15 protein-coding genes are annotated in these 16,185 nt (G+C 67.1%); 7 read left to right on the forward strand and 8 right to left on the reverse strand.

What is annotated here, in order from left to right; translation table 11 throughout:
- Window positions 1-49 precede the first annotated feature (49 nt).
- The 4 genes from ACZLHH_RS16010 to ACZLHH_RS16025 all read right to left on the reverse strand — a co-directional run bounded on the left by ACZLHH_RS16010 (window position 50) and on the right by ACZLHH_RS16025 (window position 4,504).
- Window positions 50-1,138, reverse strand: coding sequence for an acetylornithine deacetylase (locus tag ACZLHH_RS16010; RefSeq protein WP_032129400.1), 1,089 nt, complete (start codon window positions 1,136-1,138; stop codon window positions 50-52).
- Window positions 1,139-1,289: 151 nt separating this feature from the next.
- A complete protein-coding gene (locus ACZLHH_RS16015; RefSeq protein ID WP_049401153.1) occupies window positions 1,290-2,486 on the reverse strand; it encodes an argininosuccinate synthase in 1,197 nt (398 codons plus the stop codon).
- A 119-nt stretch (window positions 2,487-2,605) separates the two neighbouring features.
- Window positions 2,606-3,616 carry an N-acetylornithine carbamoyltransferase gene (locus ACZLHH_RS16020; RefSeq protein WP_032129398.1) on the reverse strand — a complete coding sequence of 337 codons (1,011 nt, stop codon included), beginning with the start codon at window positions 3,614-3,616 and terminating at the stop codon, window positions 2,606-2,608.
- Window positions 3,617-3,934: 318 nt separating this feature from the next.
- Window positions 3,935-4,504 carry a glycine zipper 2TM domain-containing protein gene (locus ACZLHH_RS16025; protein ID WP_032129397.1) on the reverse strand — a complete coding sequence of 190 codons (570 nt, stop codon included), beginning with the start codon at window positions 4,502-4,504 and terminating at the stop codon, window positions 3,935-3,937.
- Between the two features lie 188 nt (window positions 4,505-4,692).
- Here ACZLHH_RS16025 and cysS point away from each other — a divergent pair, with 188 nt between their 5' ends.
- Genes cysS through ACZLHH_RS16040 form a run of 3 tightly spaced genes read left to right on the forward strand, consistent with a single transcriptional unit; the run spans window position 4,693 to window position 7,819 of the window.
- Complete coding sequence (cysS, locus tag ACZLHH_RS16030; protein WP_180844514.1) at window positions 4,693-6,069, forward strand: cysteine--tRNA ligase; 1,377 nt, start codon at window positions 4,693-4,695, stop codon at window positions 6,067-6,069.
- Window positions 6,070-6,122: 53 nt separating this feature from the next.
- Window positions 6,123-6,575: a SufE family protein gene (locus ACZLHH_RS16035; RefSeq protein ID WP_099472572.1), complete on the forward strand. Its 453-nt coding sequence runs from the start codon at window positions 6,123-6,125 to the stop codon at window positions 6,573-6,575.
- Window positions 6,572-7,819, forward strand: a complete 1,248-nt coding sequence (locus tag ACZLHH_RS16040) for an MFS transporter (RefSeq protein WP_032129395.1) — start codon at window positions 6,572-6,574, stop codon at window positions 7,817-7,819. Before ACZLHH_RS16035 ends, ACZLHH_RS16040 begins: the two co-directional genes overlap by 4 nt.
- Window positions 7,820-8,354: 535 nt before the next feature.
- Here the strand turns inward: ACZLHH_RS16040 and dksA are convergent.
- On the reverse strand, window positions 8,355-9,584 hold the full coding sequence (dksA, locus tag ACZLHH_RS16045; protein ID WP_049401259.1) for an RNA polymerase-binding protein DksA: 1,230 nt from the start codon (window positions 9,582-9,584) through the stop codon (window positions 8,355-8,357).
- A 272-nt stretch (window positions 9,585-9,856) separates the two neighbouring features.
- Between dksA and yidD the strand changes: the two genes are divergently transcribed.
- From yidD to ACZLHH_RS16065, 4 genes are all read left to right on the forward strand, one after another.
- Window positions 9,857-10,111, forward strand: coding sequence for a membrane protein insertion efficiency factor YidD (yidD, locus tag ACZLHH_RS16050; RefSeq protein WP_014037867.1), 255 nt, complete (start codon window positions 9,857-9,859; stop codon window positions 10,109-10,111).
- A 1-nt stretch (window position 10,112) separates the two neighbouring features.
- The gene (locus tag ACZLHH_RS16055; protein WP_010486624.1) at window positions 10,113-11,459 is read left to right on the forward strand and encodes a dihydroorotase; all 1,347 of its coding nucleotides are present in this window, start codon (window positions 10,113-10,115) and stop codon (window positions 11,457-11,459) included.
- The gene (locus tag ACZLHH_RS16060; RefSeq protein WP_180844515.1) at window positions 11,459-12,307 is read left to right on the forward strand and encodes a M23 family metallopeptidase; all 849 of its coding nucleotides are present in this window, start codon (window positions 11,459-11,461) and stop codon (window positions 12,305-12,307) included. Before ACZLHH_RS16055 ends, ACZLHH_RS16060 begins: the two co-directional genes overlap by 1 nt.
- A 112-nt stretch (window positions 12,308-12,419) precedes the next feature.
- Entirely contained in the window at window positions 12,420-13,940 is a 1,521-nt protein-coding gene (locus ACZLHH_RS16065; RefSeq protein WP_180844516.1) for a gliding motility protein, read from the forward strand.
- A 99-nt stretch (window positions 13,941-14,039) separates the two neighbouring features.
- On the opposite strand, the gene ACZLHH_RS16070 is transcribed toward ACZLHH_RS16065, so the two are convergent.
- From ACZLHH_RS16070 to ubiG, 3 genes are read right to left on the reverse strand one after another with little or no spacing between them, the layout of a single operon-like run.
- On the reverse strand, window positions 14,040-14,744 hold the full coding sequence (locus ACZLHH_RS16070; protein ID WP_049423927.1) for a squalene/phytoene synthase family protein: 705 nt from the start codon (window positions 14,742-14,744) through the stop codon (window positions 14,040-14,042).
- Window positions 14,745-14,755: 11 nt separating this feature from the next.
- Complete coding sequence (locus tag ACZLHH_RS16075) at window positions 14,756-15,451, reverse strand: phosphoglycolate phosphatase (protein WP_180844517.1); 696 nt, start codon at window positions 15,449-15,451, stop codon at window positions 14,756-14,758.
- On the reverse strand, window positions 15,448-16,164 hold the full coding sequence (gene ubiG / locus ACZLHH_RS16080) for a bifunctional 2-polyprenyl-6-hydroxyphenol methylase/3-demethylubiquinol 3-O-methyltransferase UbiG (RefSeq protein WP_180844518.1): 717 nt from the start codon (window positions 16,162-16,164) through the stop codon (window positions 15,448-15,450). The genes ACZLHH_RS16075 and ubiG overlap by 4 nt, the downstream gene beginning before the upstream one ends.
- Window positions 16,165-16,185: the final 21 nt, after the last annotated feature.

A 16,185-nucleotide genomic window follows, 5' to 3' on the forward strand; every position in this document is an offset into this window, starting at 1 on the left:
CCGCGTTGCAGTTCCACCCGGCCAGGGCCGGGCGGCGTTGTGGGGTCGATCAGGCGCCGGCGGCGATGATGCGGTGCACGGCGTCGGTGTAGCGCTGCAGCTGCTCCAGCGTCACGAACTCATCGGCGGTGTGGGCCTGGGCGATGTCGCCCGGGCCGAACACCAGCGTGGTGTAGCCGCCGGCCGAGAACAGCGAGGCTTCGGTCCAGAAGTCCACCGCGTTGCCGATCGGCAGTTCCAGCGCATCGGCCACGTCGCGTGCCAGCAGACGGCGGTTCTCGGCCTCGGCGATGTCACCGGCCGGCAGGCTGGGGCCACGGAAGGTTTCGGTGAACAGTGCCGCTTCCGGTTCGGCAAAACCGGCGAAGGTCGCCAACAGGCCATCGATGTCCATCGACGGCAGCGGACGGAACCCGAACCGCACTTCGGCGGCCGGCGCGATCATGTTGGCCTTGATGCCACCTTCGACGCGACCGATGTTGAAGCGCAGGCCGGTCAGCCCGCCGAAGCGCGCCGAGGCCAGCGATTCCACATGGTCCAATGCGCGGTTGCCCCAGCGCATGGCCTGATGCAGCGCACTGGCGGCCGCATCCTGCTTGCCCGACGCGTGCCCGGCGCGGCCGGCGAACTGCATCAGCACCGAACTGATGCCACGGTGCGCCAGCACCGCTTCGCTCATGGTCGGCTCCGCCACCAGCACCGCTTCATATGGCAGGCCACGGGCCAGGAACGCGGCGATGCAGCGCGGATCGTTGGCTTCTTCGTCGCTGGAGAACAGGAACGCGGCATCGCCATCACTGGCGTTGGCCGCGGCCACCAGTGCAGCGGCGGCGCCCTTGATGTCACACACGCCCAAGCCGACCACACGGTCGTCCAGACGCCGCATCACGTGCGGGTCGGCACTCCAGTGCGGCGAATCCGGCACGGTATCCAGATGCACGTTGAACAGGTACTTCGGCGTACCACGCACGGCGTACAGGCTGACCGCACCGGCGCCATGGTCGATCACCTCGACGTTGAAGCCGGGCAGGTTCGCGCGCAGGTAATCGAAGATGCCACCGGTGGTGATCGCACGCGGCGGATTGCGGGTGTCGAAGGACACCAGGGCCTGCAGGTGATCGAGCGTCTGTTCAAGCATGTGTCTGAATATCCGTAGGGTTCGAAATCGGTAGTGCCGGCCGCTGGCCGGCTCCGCAATGATCCAGCCGTGCCACGAGCCGGCCAGCGGCCGGCACTACCCTCCATCGACGTTGCGAGGCGCCGGCCAGCGGCCGGCACCCCGTCACAGGTCAACCACGATTGACCTGCGCATAGACAGTGGAGCTCATCCCGAACAGCTTGATGAAGCCCTCGGCCTCCTCCACGCCCCAGTCGGCCGACTGCGCGTAGGTGGCGCCCTTGGTGTTGAGCAGGTGCGGCGACTTCACCGCCACTGCATCGACGCGGCCGCCGCGGGTTTCCAGCACCACTTCGCCGTTGACCTTGGCCTGCGAGGACTTCAGGAAGGCCTCGATGTCGGTCTTCAGCGGGTCGTGGTAGAAGCCTTCGTAGACCAGCTCCACCCACTTGCGCGCCACGTCCGGCTTGAAGCGGTTCTGCTGCTTGGTCAGCACGGCATCTTCCAGCGCGCGGTGCGCGGCCAGCAGCGACACCAGGCCCGGGGCCTCGAACACGATGCGACCCTTCAGGCCGATCACGGTGTCGCCGGTGTAGACACCGCGGCCAACGCCGTACGGGGCGAACAGCTTGTTGAGCTGGGCCAGGATCTGGTCGCCCGGCAACGCCTTGCCGTTCAGTTCGACGGCTTCGCCCTCGACGAACTTCAGGGTCACGTTCAGCGCCTGCTCCGGCCACTCGCTGCGCGGTGCGCACCAGCCACGGGCGCCCTCGCCCGGCGCTTCCCAACGGTCGATCTCGCCGCCGGACATGGTCAGGCCCAGCAGGTTCTCGTTGATGGTGTAGGCCTGCTGCTTGGCGCGCACGCCGAAGCCGCGCTCTTCCAGGTACTTCTGCTCGTAGGCGCGGGTCTGGGTGTGTTCCTTCTGGATCTCGCGGATCGGCGCGATGATCTGGTAGTCGCCCAGCGCCTTCACCGCCAGGTCGAAGCGGACCTGGTCGTTGCCCATGCCGGTGCAGCCGTGGGCGATGATGTTGGTGCCCAGTTCGGCGGCACGCTTCAGCGCGGCATCGACGATCAGGTAGCGGTCCGAGACCAGCAGCGGGTACTGGCCCTGGTAGCCCTCACCGGCCCACACGAACGGCTTGACGAAGCCTTCCCAGATGGCCGGGCCACCATTGACGGTAACGTGGCTGGCCACGCCCAGTTCGGCGGCGCGCTTCTCGATGAAATCACGCTCTTCATCATCCACGCCGCCAGTGTCGGCGAACACGGTGTGCACGTTGTAGCCGCGCTCCTGCAGGTACGGCACGCAGAAGCTGGTATCCAGGCCGCCGGAGAAGGCGAGAACGACGTCTTTGTTGCTCATGGGGATCAGGTCCACTTGGGGGATGGGAATTCGGTAGAGCCGACCGCTGGTCGGCTGAAATGTTGGATGCGCCGCTGCGGGAGCAGCCGACCAACGGTCGGCTCTACCCCTTGCTTGATTCAGCGCCCGGCAACCGCCGCCATGATCGCCTTCTGCACGTGCAGGCGGTTCTCGGCTTCGTTGATGGCGATGCACTGCGGCGAATCCATCACCGCGTCGGTGGCCTTCACGTTGCGGCGCAGCGGCAGGCAGTGGCTGAACACACCGTTGTTGGTCAGCGCCATCTTCCGCTCGTCCACGATGAAGTGCTTGAACTGGTCGCGGATCGGCTTTTCCGGTTCCCAGTTGCCGAAGAACGGCAGCGCGCCCCAGCTCTTGGCGTAGACCACGTCGGCACCGGCGTAGGCGCTGTCGATGTCATGGCTGATCTTCAGCGAGCCGCCGCTCTCGGCCACGTTCTGCTCGGCCCAGCCCATGTAGCGGTCGTCGAGGATGTAGTCGGCGGTCGGACACAGCAGGGTCACGTCCATGCCCATGCGGGTGGCGATGGTCAGCGCCGAGTTGGCGACTGCGGTGTTCAGCGGCTTGGGGTGGTAGGTCCAGGTCAGCACGTACTTCTTGCCGCGCAGGTCCTGGGTGCCGAAGTGCTCCTGCAGGGCCATGATGTGGGCCAGCTCCTGGCACGGGTGGGTGATGGTCTCCATGTTGATGACCGGCACCGGCGAGTACTTGGCGAAGCTGTTGAGGACGATGTCCTGGCGGTCGTAGGCCCAGTCGATGAACTTGGGGAATGCGCGCACAGCGATGATGTCGCAGTAACGGCCCAGCACCTTGGCCACTTCAGCGATGTGCTCTTCGGTATCGCCGTCCATCACCGTGCCGAGGTTGAACTCGATCGGCCACGCATCCTTGCCCGGCTGCAGCACCACCGCGTGGGCACCCAGCTGGAACGCACCCAGTTCAAAGCTGGTGCGGGTGCGCATGGACGGATTGAAGAACACCAGCGCGATCGACTTGCCCTTGAGCTGGTCGCCGAGCTTGTTGCGCTTGAACAGCGCGGCCTGGGTCAGCAGCGCGTCGAGCTCGCTGCGGCTCCAGTCCTGGGTGTTCAGGAAGTGCTTGGGGGACATCATCTTTCCTTGCGTGGCGGCGCCGGGTTCGACGCGGTGGAAGGGAAAACAGGAAGCAAAGGTGGAACGAAAAGGTTGCAGTTGCAGCTTTCATGACGCGGAAACGAAAAAACCCAGCCGGCGGGCTGGGTTTTTTTCGGACGAACAGCAAAAAGCTCCGGTTACCCAGCGAGGATGTGGGGTTCCGGTCGACGCGCACGCGAGGTCATGCCCGACGCCTGTCGGGCTGCGCTGCTGTCGTGCTGGAAGTCGGAGAGCTTCATGGTCATCCATCTTTGCATGCGGCCGGGGCCGACGCAAGGGGCCGGGGTCGCAGAATCAGGGATTGCCGGCGGCGCCCTGCTCGGGGCCGACCCAGGGGGTGATCGACACCCGGATCTTGAGCCGGTTGCCGGGATCTTCCGGCAGCCGCGAGCGGTACTTGGTGCCCTTGTAGACGTAGTCCACGTCGTAGGCGATGGGCCGGCGGAATTCACGTCCCACCGGCACGATGCGACAGTCGCGGGTCAGCATCGGACCATTGTTGGCCGGTGCCGGCGCCGGGGCCGGTGACTCGGCGGCGGTGTCCTCCGAGACCTCTTCATCGCTGCGCTTGAACATCGAGCGTACCGAGTCCCAGAAGCGGCTGATCCGGCCCTTGTCCTCGACCGGCTCCTCACCAGTGACATTGACCGGCGCCAGGGTCCGGGTCGAGACCGGCTCGCAGTGTTCTTCGGTACGGGTCGCGCGCAGGGTCTGGAACACGGGTTCGACGTTCAGTACCTGCGCGTAATCGAACTTCACGTTCTCCACGATCACCACCCGGTTGCGGGGCTCGGCCTCCTGCGCCTGGGCCACGGCGGCCAGCGCCGACAGGCAGGCCAGGGTCAGCAACGCGGTGGATTTCATTGGCGAAGGGAGCAAGGACACGGCAATAGTGTAGGCAGTGGCGAGCGCAAGGGGCTGAACATTACCCGTCCACGCTGCTCCTGCCCACCCCACCCTGGTTGGACCCGGCGTCCACCGGTGGCAGGCGGTGCCCCCAAAGGGGGCCGACACGTTCTAAAATCACAGGCTTGTCCCCCAGCCACAGCCCCATGACCCTGCGCCTGCACAACAACCTGACTCGCCAGCTCGAACCGTTCACCCCGCTCGACCCGGCCTGTCCGACCCTGTATGTGTGCGGCCCGACGGTCTACAACTACGTGCACATCGGCAACGCCCGTGGCCCAGTGGTGTTCGGAGTGCTGGCCGATCTGCTGCGACGCCGTTTCGGTGGCCTGCGCTACGCGCGCAACATCACCGACGTGGACGACAAGATCAACAACGCCGCGCGTGAGCAGGGCGTGCCGATCAGCACCATCACCGACAGGTTCGCCGCCGCCTACCGTGAAGACATGGCCGCGCTGGGCGTGGTGCCGCCGGACATCGAGCCGGAAGTGACCGCGCACATCCCGCAGATCATCACCATGATCGAGCAGCTGATCGCCAATGGTCATGCCTACGCCGCCGAAGGCCACGTGCTGTTCGCGGTGGCCAGCTTCGAAGGCTACGGCAAGCTCTCGCGCCGCGACCCGGAAGAGATGCTGGCCGGCGCCCGCGTCGACGTGGCCCCGTACAAGCGCGACCCAGGCGATTTCGTGCTGTGGAAGCCGTCCAGCGACGACCTCCCTGGCTGGGAGTCTCCCTGGGGCCGTGGCCGCCCGGGCTGGCATATCGAATGCTCGGCGATGGCCGCCGCCCACCTGGGCGAGACCATCGACATCCATGCCGGCGGCGTCGACCTGCAGTTCCCGCACCACGAGAACGAGCTTGCGCAGAGCGAATGCGCCCACGGCGGCAAGATCTTCGCCCGCTTCTGGCTGCACAACGGCATGCTCAACTTCGGCGGCGCCAAGATGAGCAAGTCGCTGGGAAACATCGAACGCGTGCACGACCTGGTCCGCCAGCACCCGCCGGAAGCGCTGCGCCTGGCCCTGCTGTCGGCCCACTACCGGCAGCCGCTGGACTGGTCCGATGGCCTCATCGAGCAATCGGTGCGCACCCTGGACCGCCTGTACGGCACGCTGCGCGAGCTGGCGTCGGTCGAGGCGGTCGTGGCGATCCCGGCCACGGTCGAGGCGACTCTTGAAGACGACCTGAACACCCCGCAGGCACTGGCCGAAGTGGCCCGCATCGCCGCAGATGCACGCCGGGCCACCGACCCGGCCGAACAGGCGCGCCTGAAGGGCGAACTGCTCGGTGCCGGCCTGGCCCTGGGCCTGCTGCAGGCCGATCCAGCGCAGTGGTTCGGCACCGCGGCCAGCGATGATGGCGAAGATGCCCGCATCCAGGGCCTGATCGACGAGCGTGCCGCCGCCAAGCAGGCACGCGACTTCGCCCGTTCCGACGCCATCCGCGACCAGCTGGCCGCCGAAGGCATCGTGCTGGAAGACACCCCGCAGGGCGTGCGCTGGTCACGCAAGCGCGGCTGACCCACCCTGCCCCGTGGCCGGTCCGCCGGCCACGCTCCACTGTAGAGACTGTTGTGACCGACTCTCCGTTCCCGCTTGAACCCACCGCCGCCGAGGCCCAGACCGCCATCGCCGAGGAATTCGGCTTCTTCGGCGACTGGTCCGAGCGCTACCAGTATCTGATCGACCTCGGCCGTAAGCTGCCCGCCTTCCCGGACGAATGGAAGACCGAAGAGCACCGCCTGCTCGGCTGCCAGTCGATGGTCTGGATCGTGCCGGAAGGCAATGCGCAGTCGCTGCGCTTCCACGCCATCAGTGATTCGGCCATCGTTTCCGGCCTGATCTTCCTGGCCCTGCGCGTGTACTCCGGGCGCTCGGCGCAGGAGATCCTGGATACCGAGCCCAGCTACATCCAGGACATCGGCCTGGCCCGCCACCTCTCGCCCACCCGCAGCAACGGCGTGGCGGCGATGCTGGCCTTCATCCGCGAGACCGCGCAGGCCCAGCTGCAGCGCGCCCCGTCGTGAGCGAACCCGCCACGGCCGAAGACACCGCGCTGGGGCTGCTGTCCCGGCCCGGTTTCGCCAAGCTGCTGGCCTACCGCATCTTCGCGATGCTGTCCTACCAGGTGGTCGCGGTCACCGTCGGCTGGCACATCTACGAAGTCACCCGCAATCCGTTCTCGCTGGGCCTGGTTGGCCTGGCCGAGGTGCTGCCGTTCTTCTGCGTCGCACCGTTCGCCGGTTATCTGGTCGACCACCTGCCGCGCCGCCGGCTCGGCATGGTCGCCTGCTCCGGGTTGATCGCCACCGCGCTGGTGTTGACCGGCGTGGCCAAGGGCTGGCTGCCGTTCGAAGGCGTGTGGCCGATCTATGCGGCCATTGCGCTGACCGGCATGGTCCGCGCCTTCCTGTCGCCGATCTACAACGCACTGTTCGCCCGCGTGCTGGCCCGTGACCAGTTCGCGCGTGGCGCTGGCCTCGGCGCCGTGGTGTTCCAGGCCGGCATGGTGGCCGGTCCGGCATTGGGTGGCGTGCTGGTCGGCTTCGGAGGCAAGGGCCTGTCCTACGCGGTGGCCACGGGCTTCGCGCTGGTGGCGATGGCCTGCCTGGCCACGCTGAAGGTGGAAGAACCGGTGCATACCGGTCCAGCCGCCCCGATCTTCAAGAGCATCGCTGAAGGCGCGCGCTTCGTGGTCGGCAACCGGATCATGGTCGGGGCGATGGCGCTGGACATGTTCTCGGTGCTGCTGGGCGGCGTGGTGGCGATGCTGCCGGCGTTCCTGCACGAGATCCTGCACCACGGCCCGGAAGGCCTGGGCATCCTGCGCGCAATGCCGGCGCTGGGCTCGGTCTGCGTTGGCCTGTGGCTGGCGCGCCACCCGCTGCACCGCAATGCCGGCCGCGTGCTGCTGTTCGCTGTGGCCGGCTTCGGCCTGTGCGTGATCAGCTTCGGGCTGTCGCAGCACTTCTGGCTGTCCGCGCTGATCCTGTTGTTCTATGGGGCCTTCGATGGCGTGTCGGTGGTGATCCGCTCGACCATCCTGCAGCTGGCCACGCCGGAAGAGATGCGCGGCCGGGTGTCGTCGATCAACGGCATCTTCATCAGTTCGTCCAACGAACTGGGCGCGTTCTATGCCGGCACGATGGCAAAGCTGCTCGGCCTGGTGCCGGCAGTGGTGCTGGGTGGGTTCGCGGTGCTGAGCGTGGCCGGGATCACGGCGTGGAAGAACCCGACGTTGCGGAAGCTGAATCTTCGCGACCTGCAGTGAGCCTGTAGAGCCGAGCCCATGCTCGGCTGCGTATTTCCGTGCGCCCACGCGCCGGTAGCGCCGGGCCATGCCCGGCGGGCTCTTTCCGTGACCGCGGTGGGGTGTCGCTTTTCTTTTCGCGCGAAAAGAAAAGTAACCAAAAGAAACGCGCCGCCATCCGCGAGCCGGCGCTACGCGCCGGTGCCCTGTGCTCCTCGGTGAATCAGGGGACGGCGCCGAACTCGCTGCGCTCAAACAGCGGCGCCTCTTCGCCCCTGAATCCCCTGTGGTGCTCGGCTCGCTACAAGGCGGACCCAACAGCCGCGAGCGCACGCATGACCGCCCTTGGTAGAGCCAAGCCATGCTTGGCTGCTTTTGCTTTTGCTCTTCTTTGCCCGCGCCTTCGACCCGAGCCGGGCACGGGCTAGGCTTTACAGCAACCGCGCACACAGGCTCCCTCCTATACCCGGAAGGCCCCGTTCTACCCAGCCAACCACACCCAACAAAAAACCCGGCCGAGGCCGGGTTTTTCGCATGACCAGACAACGATCAGGAATCAGTCGCCCTGCTGCTTCTGCAGGTGCTCCCAGCGCTCCTGGGCGTCGATGGTGCGTTCGGCGGTCAGGCGCGCTTCCAGGCGCTCCAGGCCGATTTCTTCGCCGGTGTCGACGCAGTAACCATAGTCGCCCGCTTCCAGGCGCTTCAGGGTGCTGTCGATCTTGCCGATCAGCTTGCGGTAGCGGTCACGGGTACGCAGTTCCAGCGAGTTCTCGGTCTCGCGGGTCGCGCGCTCGGCTTCGTCGCCGATGTCACGCACTTCCTCGCGCAGGTTCTCGATGGTCTGCTTGGACTCTTCCACCAGGTCCGCACGCCAGTTCTGCAGGCGCTGACGGAAATATTCCTGCTGCAGCGGGCTCATGTATTCCTCTTCCGAGGACGGCTTGTAGCCAGCCGGCAGGATCGGGCGGCCGGTGGCCTCGTCGGTCTTGTACTCGACCACCTTGTACTTGCTGCGCGGGGCCGGTGCCGCCGAACGGGCGGCGACGGCCACGGCAACCTTGCCGACAGGGCGCGACACGGTCTTCGGGGCGGAATCGGATTTCACGGCGGTTTTGGCAGGCGATTTCGAAACGGGCACGGGATTCTTGGATTGCGGGGCCTTCGAAGCAGCAGGAGCGGCGGCCGGGGCCGGCTTGGGGGCCGGTTGGGCTGCTGCCACTGCCACGGTCTTGGCCGGGACAGGCTTGGCCGGAGCCGGCTTGGGGGCAGGCTTCGGTGCGGACTTCACTACGGGGGCCGGGGTCGGCTTTGCGGCCGGCGCGGCAACATTCTTGGTGACTTTCTTTACAGCGGCAGGCGTGGCCACCGGTTTAGCCGCAGCAACCTTCTTCGCTGCAGGTTTGGCGACCGGCTTGGCCGCAGCCTTCTTCACCACCGCCTTCGGCGCCGGCTTGGCTGCTGCCTTCTTCGCCACCGGCTTGGCGGCGGCCTTCTTCACCGGCGCGGCCTTGCTGGCGGCCTTCTTCACCACCGGCGCCTTCTTGCTGGCAGCGGCAGGCTTGGCCTTGGCGGGCGCAGCAGCCTTCTTCGCCACCGGCTTGGTTGCCTTGACCGGCGTTTTCTTTGCGGTGGCCTTCCTGGCCGCCGGTTGCGAGGACGCTGCCTTGGTCGCCGGCTTGCTGGCCGGTTTCTTGGCAACGGGCTTTGCCGCCAACTTCTTCACAACAGGCTTGGCGGTTTTCTTGGCGGCCGTTGCGGCCTTCTTTGCAGTTTTTTTAGCAGCCACGAAACGCTCTTCCTTGGATTCCCCGGGGCCCGGGAAAGCGGGCCTTTATAGCCTACCCGACCCGCAGCAGCAACCTCGACCCCCTGCTCCATTCAGTCCTGGAGTCAAGGCGCCCTTGGAGGCAGTCCGACGAACACGGACCGCCTTGCGCGGTACGGAACCTGGCCAGCACCCGAAGGCGCTGGTACCGGTCGCAGGCCATCGGCGACATGCGACCAACGGCCCATCCTGCACAAATGCGGCCTTCATGCCAACTGGCATAAGATGACTGGGTGATCTCGCGCCTGCTCATTGCCCTGCTGCGCTTCTACAAGCGCTTCATCAGCCCCCTGCTGGGGCCACGCTGCCGTTTCGTGCCGAGCTGTTCTGAATACGCGATGGACGCCATCTCGCGGCACGGCCCGCTGCGCGGAAGCTGGCTGGCTGCGCGCCGGCTGGGCCGCTGCCACCCGTTCCATCCCGGCGGCTTCGACCCCGTGCCCGAGTCCCCCAACGCCCCCTCTTGCCGTTGCACAGGAAAACACTGACATGTCCTCCACCCTCATCACCAACGCCCGCATGGTCAACGAAGGCCGCACCTTCGACGGCGACCTGCGCATCGAGAACGGCCGCATCGCGCAGATCGGCAACGGGCTGGCGCCGCGCGACGGCGAGCAGGTGGTGGACGCAGCCGGACGCTGGTTGCTTCCGGGCATGATCGACGACCAGGTGCACTTCCGCGAACCGGGCCTGACCCACAAGGGCGACATCGCCAGCGAATCGGCGGCTGCGGTGGCCGGTGGCCTGACCAGCTTCATGGACATGCCGAACACCAATCCGCCGACGCTGGATTCGACCATCCTGGAAGCCAAATACGAGCTCGCGCGCGGCCGCGCCTGGGCCAACTACGGCTTCTACCACGGCGCCAGCAATGACAACCTGGACGCCATCCGTGCGCTGGACCCGAAGAAGGCCCCGGGCGTGAAGGTGTTCATGGGCGCCTCCACCGGCAACATGCTGGTGGACAATCCGGAAACGCTGGACGCGATCTTCCGCGAATGCCCGACGCCGATCATCACGCACTGCGAAGACACGCCGATGATCGACGCCAACCTGAAGGCCTTCCAGGAGAAATACGGCGATGCGCTGACCCCGGACATGCATCCGGACATCCGCTCGCGCGAGGCCTGCATCAAGTCGACCCGCCTGGCGATGTCGCTGGCGCGCAAGCACGGCACCCGCCTGCATGTGCTGCACATCTCCACCGCCGATGAGCTGGCGCTGTTCGAGAAGGGCCCGCTGATCCGCGCCGACGGCAGCCGCAAGCAGATCACCGCCGAAACCTGCGTGCACTTCCTGCACTTCGCGCGTCCGGACTATGCGACCAAGGGCAACCTGATCAAGTGCAACCCGGCGATCAAGGAAGTGTCCGACCGCGAGGCGATCACCGCCGCGCTGGCCGATGACGTGCTGGACGTCCTGGCCACCGACCACGCGCCGCACACCTGGGAAGAGAAGCAGAAGCCCTACGCACAGGCGCCGTCGGGCCTGCCGCTGGTGCAGTACGCGCTGGTGGCCGCGCTGGAACGCGTGCACGAAGGCAAGCTGACCCGCGAGCAGGTGGTGCAGAAGTTCGCGCATGCGCCGGCACAGCTGTTCGACGTGGAAGAACGTGGCTTCCTGCGCGAGGGTTACTTCGCCGACCTGGTGCTGGTCGAGGACGTGCCGTTCACGGTCAAGCGCGAGGACGTGCTGTCCAAGTGCGGCTGGTCGCCGTTTGAAGGCACCACCTTCCGTTCGCGCGTGGCCTCCACCTGGGTCAATGGCCAACTGGTGTGGGACGGCAGCAAACTGGTGGGCGAGCCGGCCGGCCAGCGCATGACCTACGACCGCTGATGCGCTCCGCACTTCTGATCGGGGCGCTGCTGGTGGCCGCGCCCCTGTTCACCGCACCGCCGGCGCAGGCACAGGACGGCATCGGCAGCCTGATCGACAGCCGGGTGGTGTTCCCGGCCAGCGCATCGCAGGGCGCACTGGTGATCGGCAAGGTACCCGCCGGCAGCCGCGTGCAGTACGCCGGCCGCCAACTGCGGGTGAGCGGCTATGGCAGCGTGGTGTTCGGCATCGGCCGCGAGGAGAAGGGTCCGCTGCGCGTGCAGGTGCAACGCCCTGACGGTGGCAGCGAGACCGCGACCATTGCGGTGACCCCGCGCGACTGGCCCACCGAGCGGGTCAACGGCGTGCCGCCGAAGACGGTCAACCCGCCGCCGGCGATTGCCGAGCGGATCAAGCGCGAACAGGCGCAGGTGACTGCCGCGCGTGCCCGCGATGACGATCGCACCGACTTCACCCAGACCTTCGTCTGGCCGGTGCAGGGCCGCATCAGTGGTCGCTTCGGCAATGCCCGCGTGTACAACGGACAGCCCGGCGCAGGTCATTCCGGCATGGACATCGCGGTACCGACCGGCACGCCGGTGAAGGCGCCGGCGGCCGGCATCGTCACCTTCGCCGGCCCCGACCTGTACCTGACCGGCGGCACGCTGCTGCTCGACCACGGTTTCGGTGTCAGCTCCAACTTCCTGCACCTGTCGCGCATCGACGTAAAAGTTGGCGACCGTGTGGAACAGGGCCAGGTGATCGCTGCGGTCGGCGCCACCGGTCGTGCCACCGGCCCGCACCTGCACTGGGGCATGAACTGGTTCGATACCCGTATCGATCCGCTGCTGGTGCTGGAACGCAAATAACGGTTGTGCCGGCCGCTGGCCGGCAACCCCATGATCTTTGCGGCGAATCTGGATGCCGGCCGGCGGCCGGCGCTACCGTGATGTTTCGACGCATGGAAACAAGGAACGTTGCATGCCCGCTACGGGTGATATCCACGTCGTCCACAACGCACGCCTGGGCGCCTACGTGGCCTACCAGCTCACCCACCAGAATACGGAGGACGGTAGCTTCGCCGTCCTTGCACTGGACTGGGTGGGCAGTGCCCTGCCGGATGCCGTCGCCGTTGCAGCCATGCAACCTGCCCGCTTCAGCCCGTTCCGTGCGGCGCCCGCGATCCTGCACCGCTGGGTAGGCAAGCGCGTCCCGCGCGATTTCCAGCAGGTGGGCTGGCGCGAGCCGCTGATCGCCGATCATCCGAGGGCTTACGGCAGCTGGCCGGATGGCGCCGAATGGGTCGGGCAACGCAAGTGGGATGCGCTGGATACCGATGCCGTGCGCGCCTTCCACGCCGCGATGTCCGCGCCGCAAGACCAGAGCGTGGTACTGGAAAGCGATGACTTTCCGGTGCGGCGCTGCACCCGCCAACTGGACAGCGCGACCCTGAACCGTGCGCCGTCACTGGCTGTATTCGATGCCCTGCCGCTGCTCACGCAGCTGGAGATCAGCACACCGGTGCCGGGCCTGCTGCCGTGGCTGCGTACACGGCCGTTGATCCATACCTTGCAGATCAGTGGCCTGCAGGAGACCGACGTCGATGTGCGAGAAACCAGGCTCCTGCAGATGACGATCGATGTCACCGGCCTGCGCTCGCTCCACCTCAACCCGCAGCTGGATCGCCTGACGCTGATCGGCAGCATCGATCCCGCGCTGATCATCCACGCCGAGGACGAAGGCCGCTGGCTGACCCTCATCAGTACCGATCCGCTGCTGCCAGGCCTGGGCCTGGCGCAGCTCGGTGAACTGCAGCTGCGGGAAGTACGCGAACTCGACGCCGCACGCATTGCCCAGCATTTCCCGCAACTGCAATCGCTCGCGATCAACGGCGCCCCCTGCCTGCTGCATCAGCTGCAGTGCCTCGGCAATCTGCAGCAGCTGCACACCCTCAGCGGCAGCGATCTCTTTCCGCCTGCTGGTTCGGTGTTTCCGGCACCGGAATGCTGGCCGCGCTTGTGCCGGCTGTGGCTGCACAGCTTACCGGCCGATCTTGGCACCGCCATCAGGAAGGCCTACAAGGGCGAGGTGGCAAAAGGCCTGGATCTGGATGTGGGCCAGCTGCGCAAGCCCGAATGGCTGGCCGCAAATCTCGACAACCCCTTCCGCGACTGGGAGGGAAGCACGCACATCAGCACTGCGCAGGCGAAGAAGGCAACCACGCTGTATCGCAAAGCCTGTACGGATGCATTGAAGCTGGCCACCGATGACCGCGCTGCTGCAGAACTGACCGCAGCGCTGGCGCAGATCGGCCGCAACTACACCGAAGGCTTCAACGCACTGGACCGCCGCAGCGGCTTCATCGAAACCGAAGAGCGCGAGCAGATCTACATGGCGTGGATGGGCATCGTCGATGCCGTGGAAGCGGCGCGCGCACCGGGCACTACGCCGCTGCAGCGCGACGTACTGCGCGAAGCAATGAACGAGGTCAGGACGTTCTGAGGCGCCCTGGAAGGGTAGCGCCGGCCGCTGGCCGGCAACCCCATGAATCCTGCATCGCCCTGGCTGTCGGCCAGCGGCCGGCACTACCACGGCAATCGATCAGCCGCGCGCAGCCCACCACACACGCAGCAGGGTGCGTACCGGCGTGGCTTCGATCGGCTTGCCTGCCGCCTGCGCGGCAAGGCGTGCACGCGCCAGGCTGGACCACACGCGGCGCGGGCGCGGGCCGGGCACGCGGCTGCCCCAGCCCTTCAACAGATGCTGCGCCCAGCGCTGTGCGGCCGTGCTGGCATCACCGTCCAGCAGGCTGCGCGGCACACCGGCTACGCCGGCATCCTGCAGGCGCTGGGCCAGGGTCTGCAGCTGCACCGCACGACCGGCGCCAGTGCGCGGCTTGTCCGCGAACAGGGCTGCCTCCACCGCGGCCACGGCTTCAGCGTAATGGGCCAGCGCACGCTCGGCACCGGCTGCATCCAGCGCGACGGTACGCGCTTCAACCAGATCGGGCAGCGCTTCGGCCAGTTGCGCCCACGGCGCACGCACCGGCTCCAGCAGGCGGCCCAGCGGGTGGCGCGAACGATGCGCGGCCCAGCTGCGCAGCTCCTCGCCCCACCACGCCAGCTTGGCGTCGGCCGGCAACGGGTCGCCGCTGGTGTTGAGCATGTCGTCGAATTCCTGCAGCAGCGCGAACCACGCCACCGCAAGCTCGCGTTGCGATTCGGCCACGAACGGGGCGGCCACCGACCATTCCGGCCAACGGCTGCGCCACTTGTCGAGGAAACTGTCCAGCGCGGTACTGCTCACTACGTGATTCCTTACGGCTGGGCCGGGGCTGCCGGCCGGGTCGGCCAGAGGCTGGCCAGTTGCAGAAGTTCGGCGTTCTCGACCAGCACGTCGGCCTGCCAGGCCAGCGGATCGTCGCTGTGCAGGCGATAGCCCCACAACGCCGCCACCGACGGCATGGCCGCGGCACGCGCGGCGATGATGTCGCGCTCGTCGTCACCCACGTATACGCAGTCTTCGGCGGCAATGCCGATGGCCTGCACGGCGTGCAGCAACGGCAGCGGATGCGGCTTGCGTTCGGCCAGGCTGTCACCACCCACCAGTACCGCACAGCGCTGCTGCCAGCCGTGCTGCGGCAGGATCAAGCGCGCCAGGTATTCAGGCTTGTTGGTGACAATGCCCCACACCGTACCGGCATCGTCCAACGCGGCGAGCATGCCGGCCACGCCATCAAACAGCACTGCGTGCTGGCCGATCAATGCTTCGTAGCGCTGCAGGAATTCCGGGATCAGCGCGTCACGTGCGGCAACGTCCAGTTCCGGGAACGCAGCCGAGACCATCGCCCGCGAGCCCTTCGACACCACCGGGCGCAGCGCGGCCGGATCGATGGGTGCGCGTCCACGCTCGGCCAGCATCGCGTCGCAGGTGGCGACGAAGTCCGGCGCGCTGTCCAGCAGGGTGCCGTCCAGATCGAACAGCACCGCGCGCGGGAAGCGGGCCGCGGTCATGCCGGCTTGACCGCGTAGGCCAAGTAGTTGATGTCGGTACGGCTGCTCAGGCGGGCCTGGTTGCGCCACGGCTCGTAGGCCATGCCGCTGACATCCACCAGCTGCATGTCGGCCTCGCGCAGCCAGCGCGCCAGCTCGGCAGGCTTGATGAATTCCTGGTAGTGGTGCGTGCCCTTGGGCAGCAGCCGCGCCACGTACTCGGCGCCGACGATCGCCACCGCGAAGGCGGCGGCGGTGCGGTTGATGGTCGACAGGAACAGGTGGCCGCCCGGCTTCAGCAGGCGCGTGCAGGCCTCGATGATCGCGCCCGGGTCGGGCACGTGCTCGAGCATTTCCATGCAGGTGACCACATCGAAGCTGCCCGGCTGCTCGGCGGCCAGATCTTCGGCAGCCTGCACCCGGTAATCGACCTTGGCGCCGCTTTCCAGCGCATGCAGGCGCGCGACCTTGACCAGTTCCGGGGCCAGGTCGATGGCGGTGACGTCAGCACCGGCCTGGGCCAGCGCTTCACTCAACAGGCCGCCACCACAACCGATGTCGAGCACGCGCGCACCGCGCAGCGGCACGCGATCGGCCACGTACTGCAGGCGCACCGGGTTCAGCGCATGCAGCGGCTTCTGCGGGCCGTCAGCGTCCCACCAGCGGTTGGCCAGCGCGGCGAACTTGTCCAGCTCGGCCTGATCGAAATTGGAGGAAGCGTGGGGGGCAGTCATGAGGGGTCCTTGCGGCGCCGG

The organism is Stenotrophomonas sp. 28608_Sma, assembly GCF_056486185.1.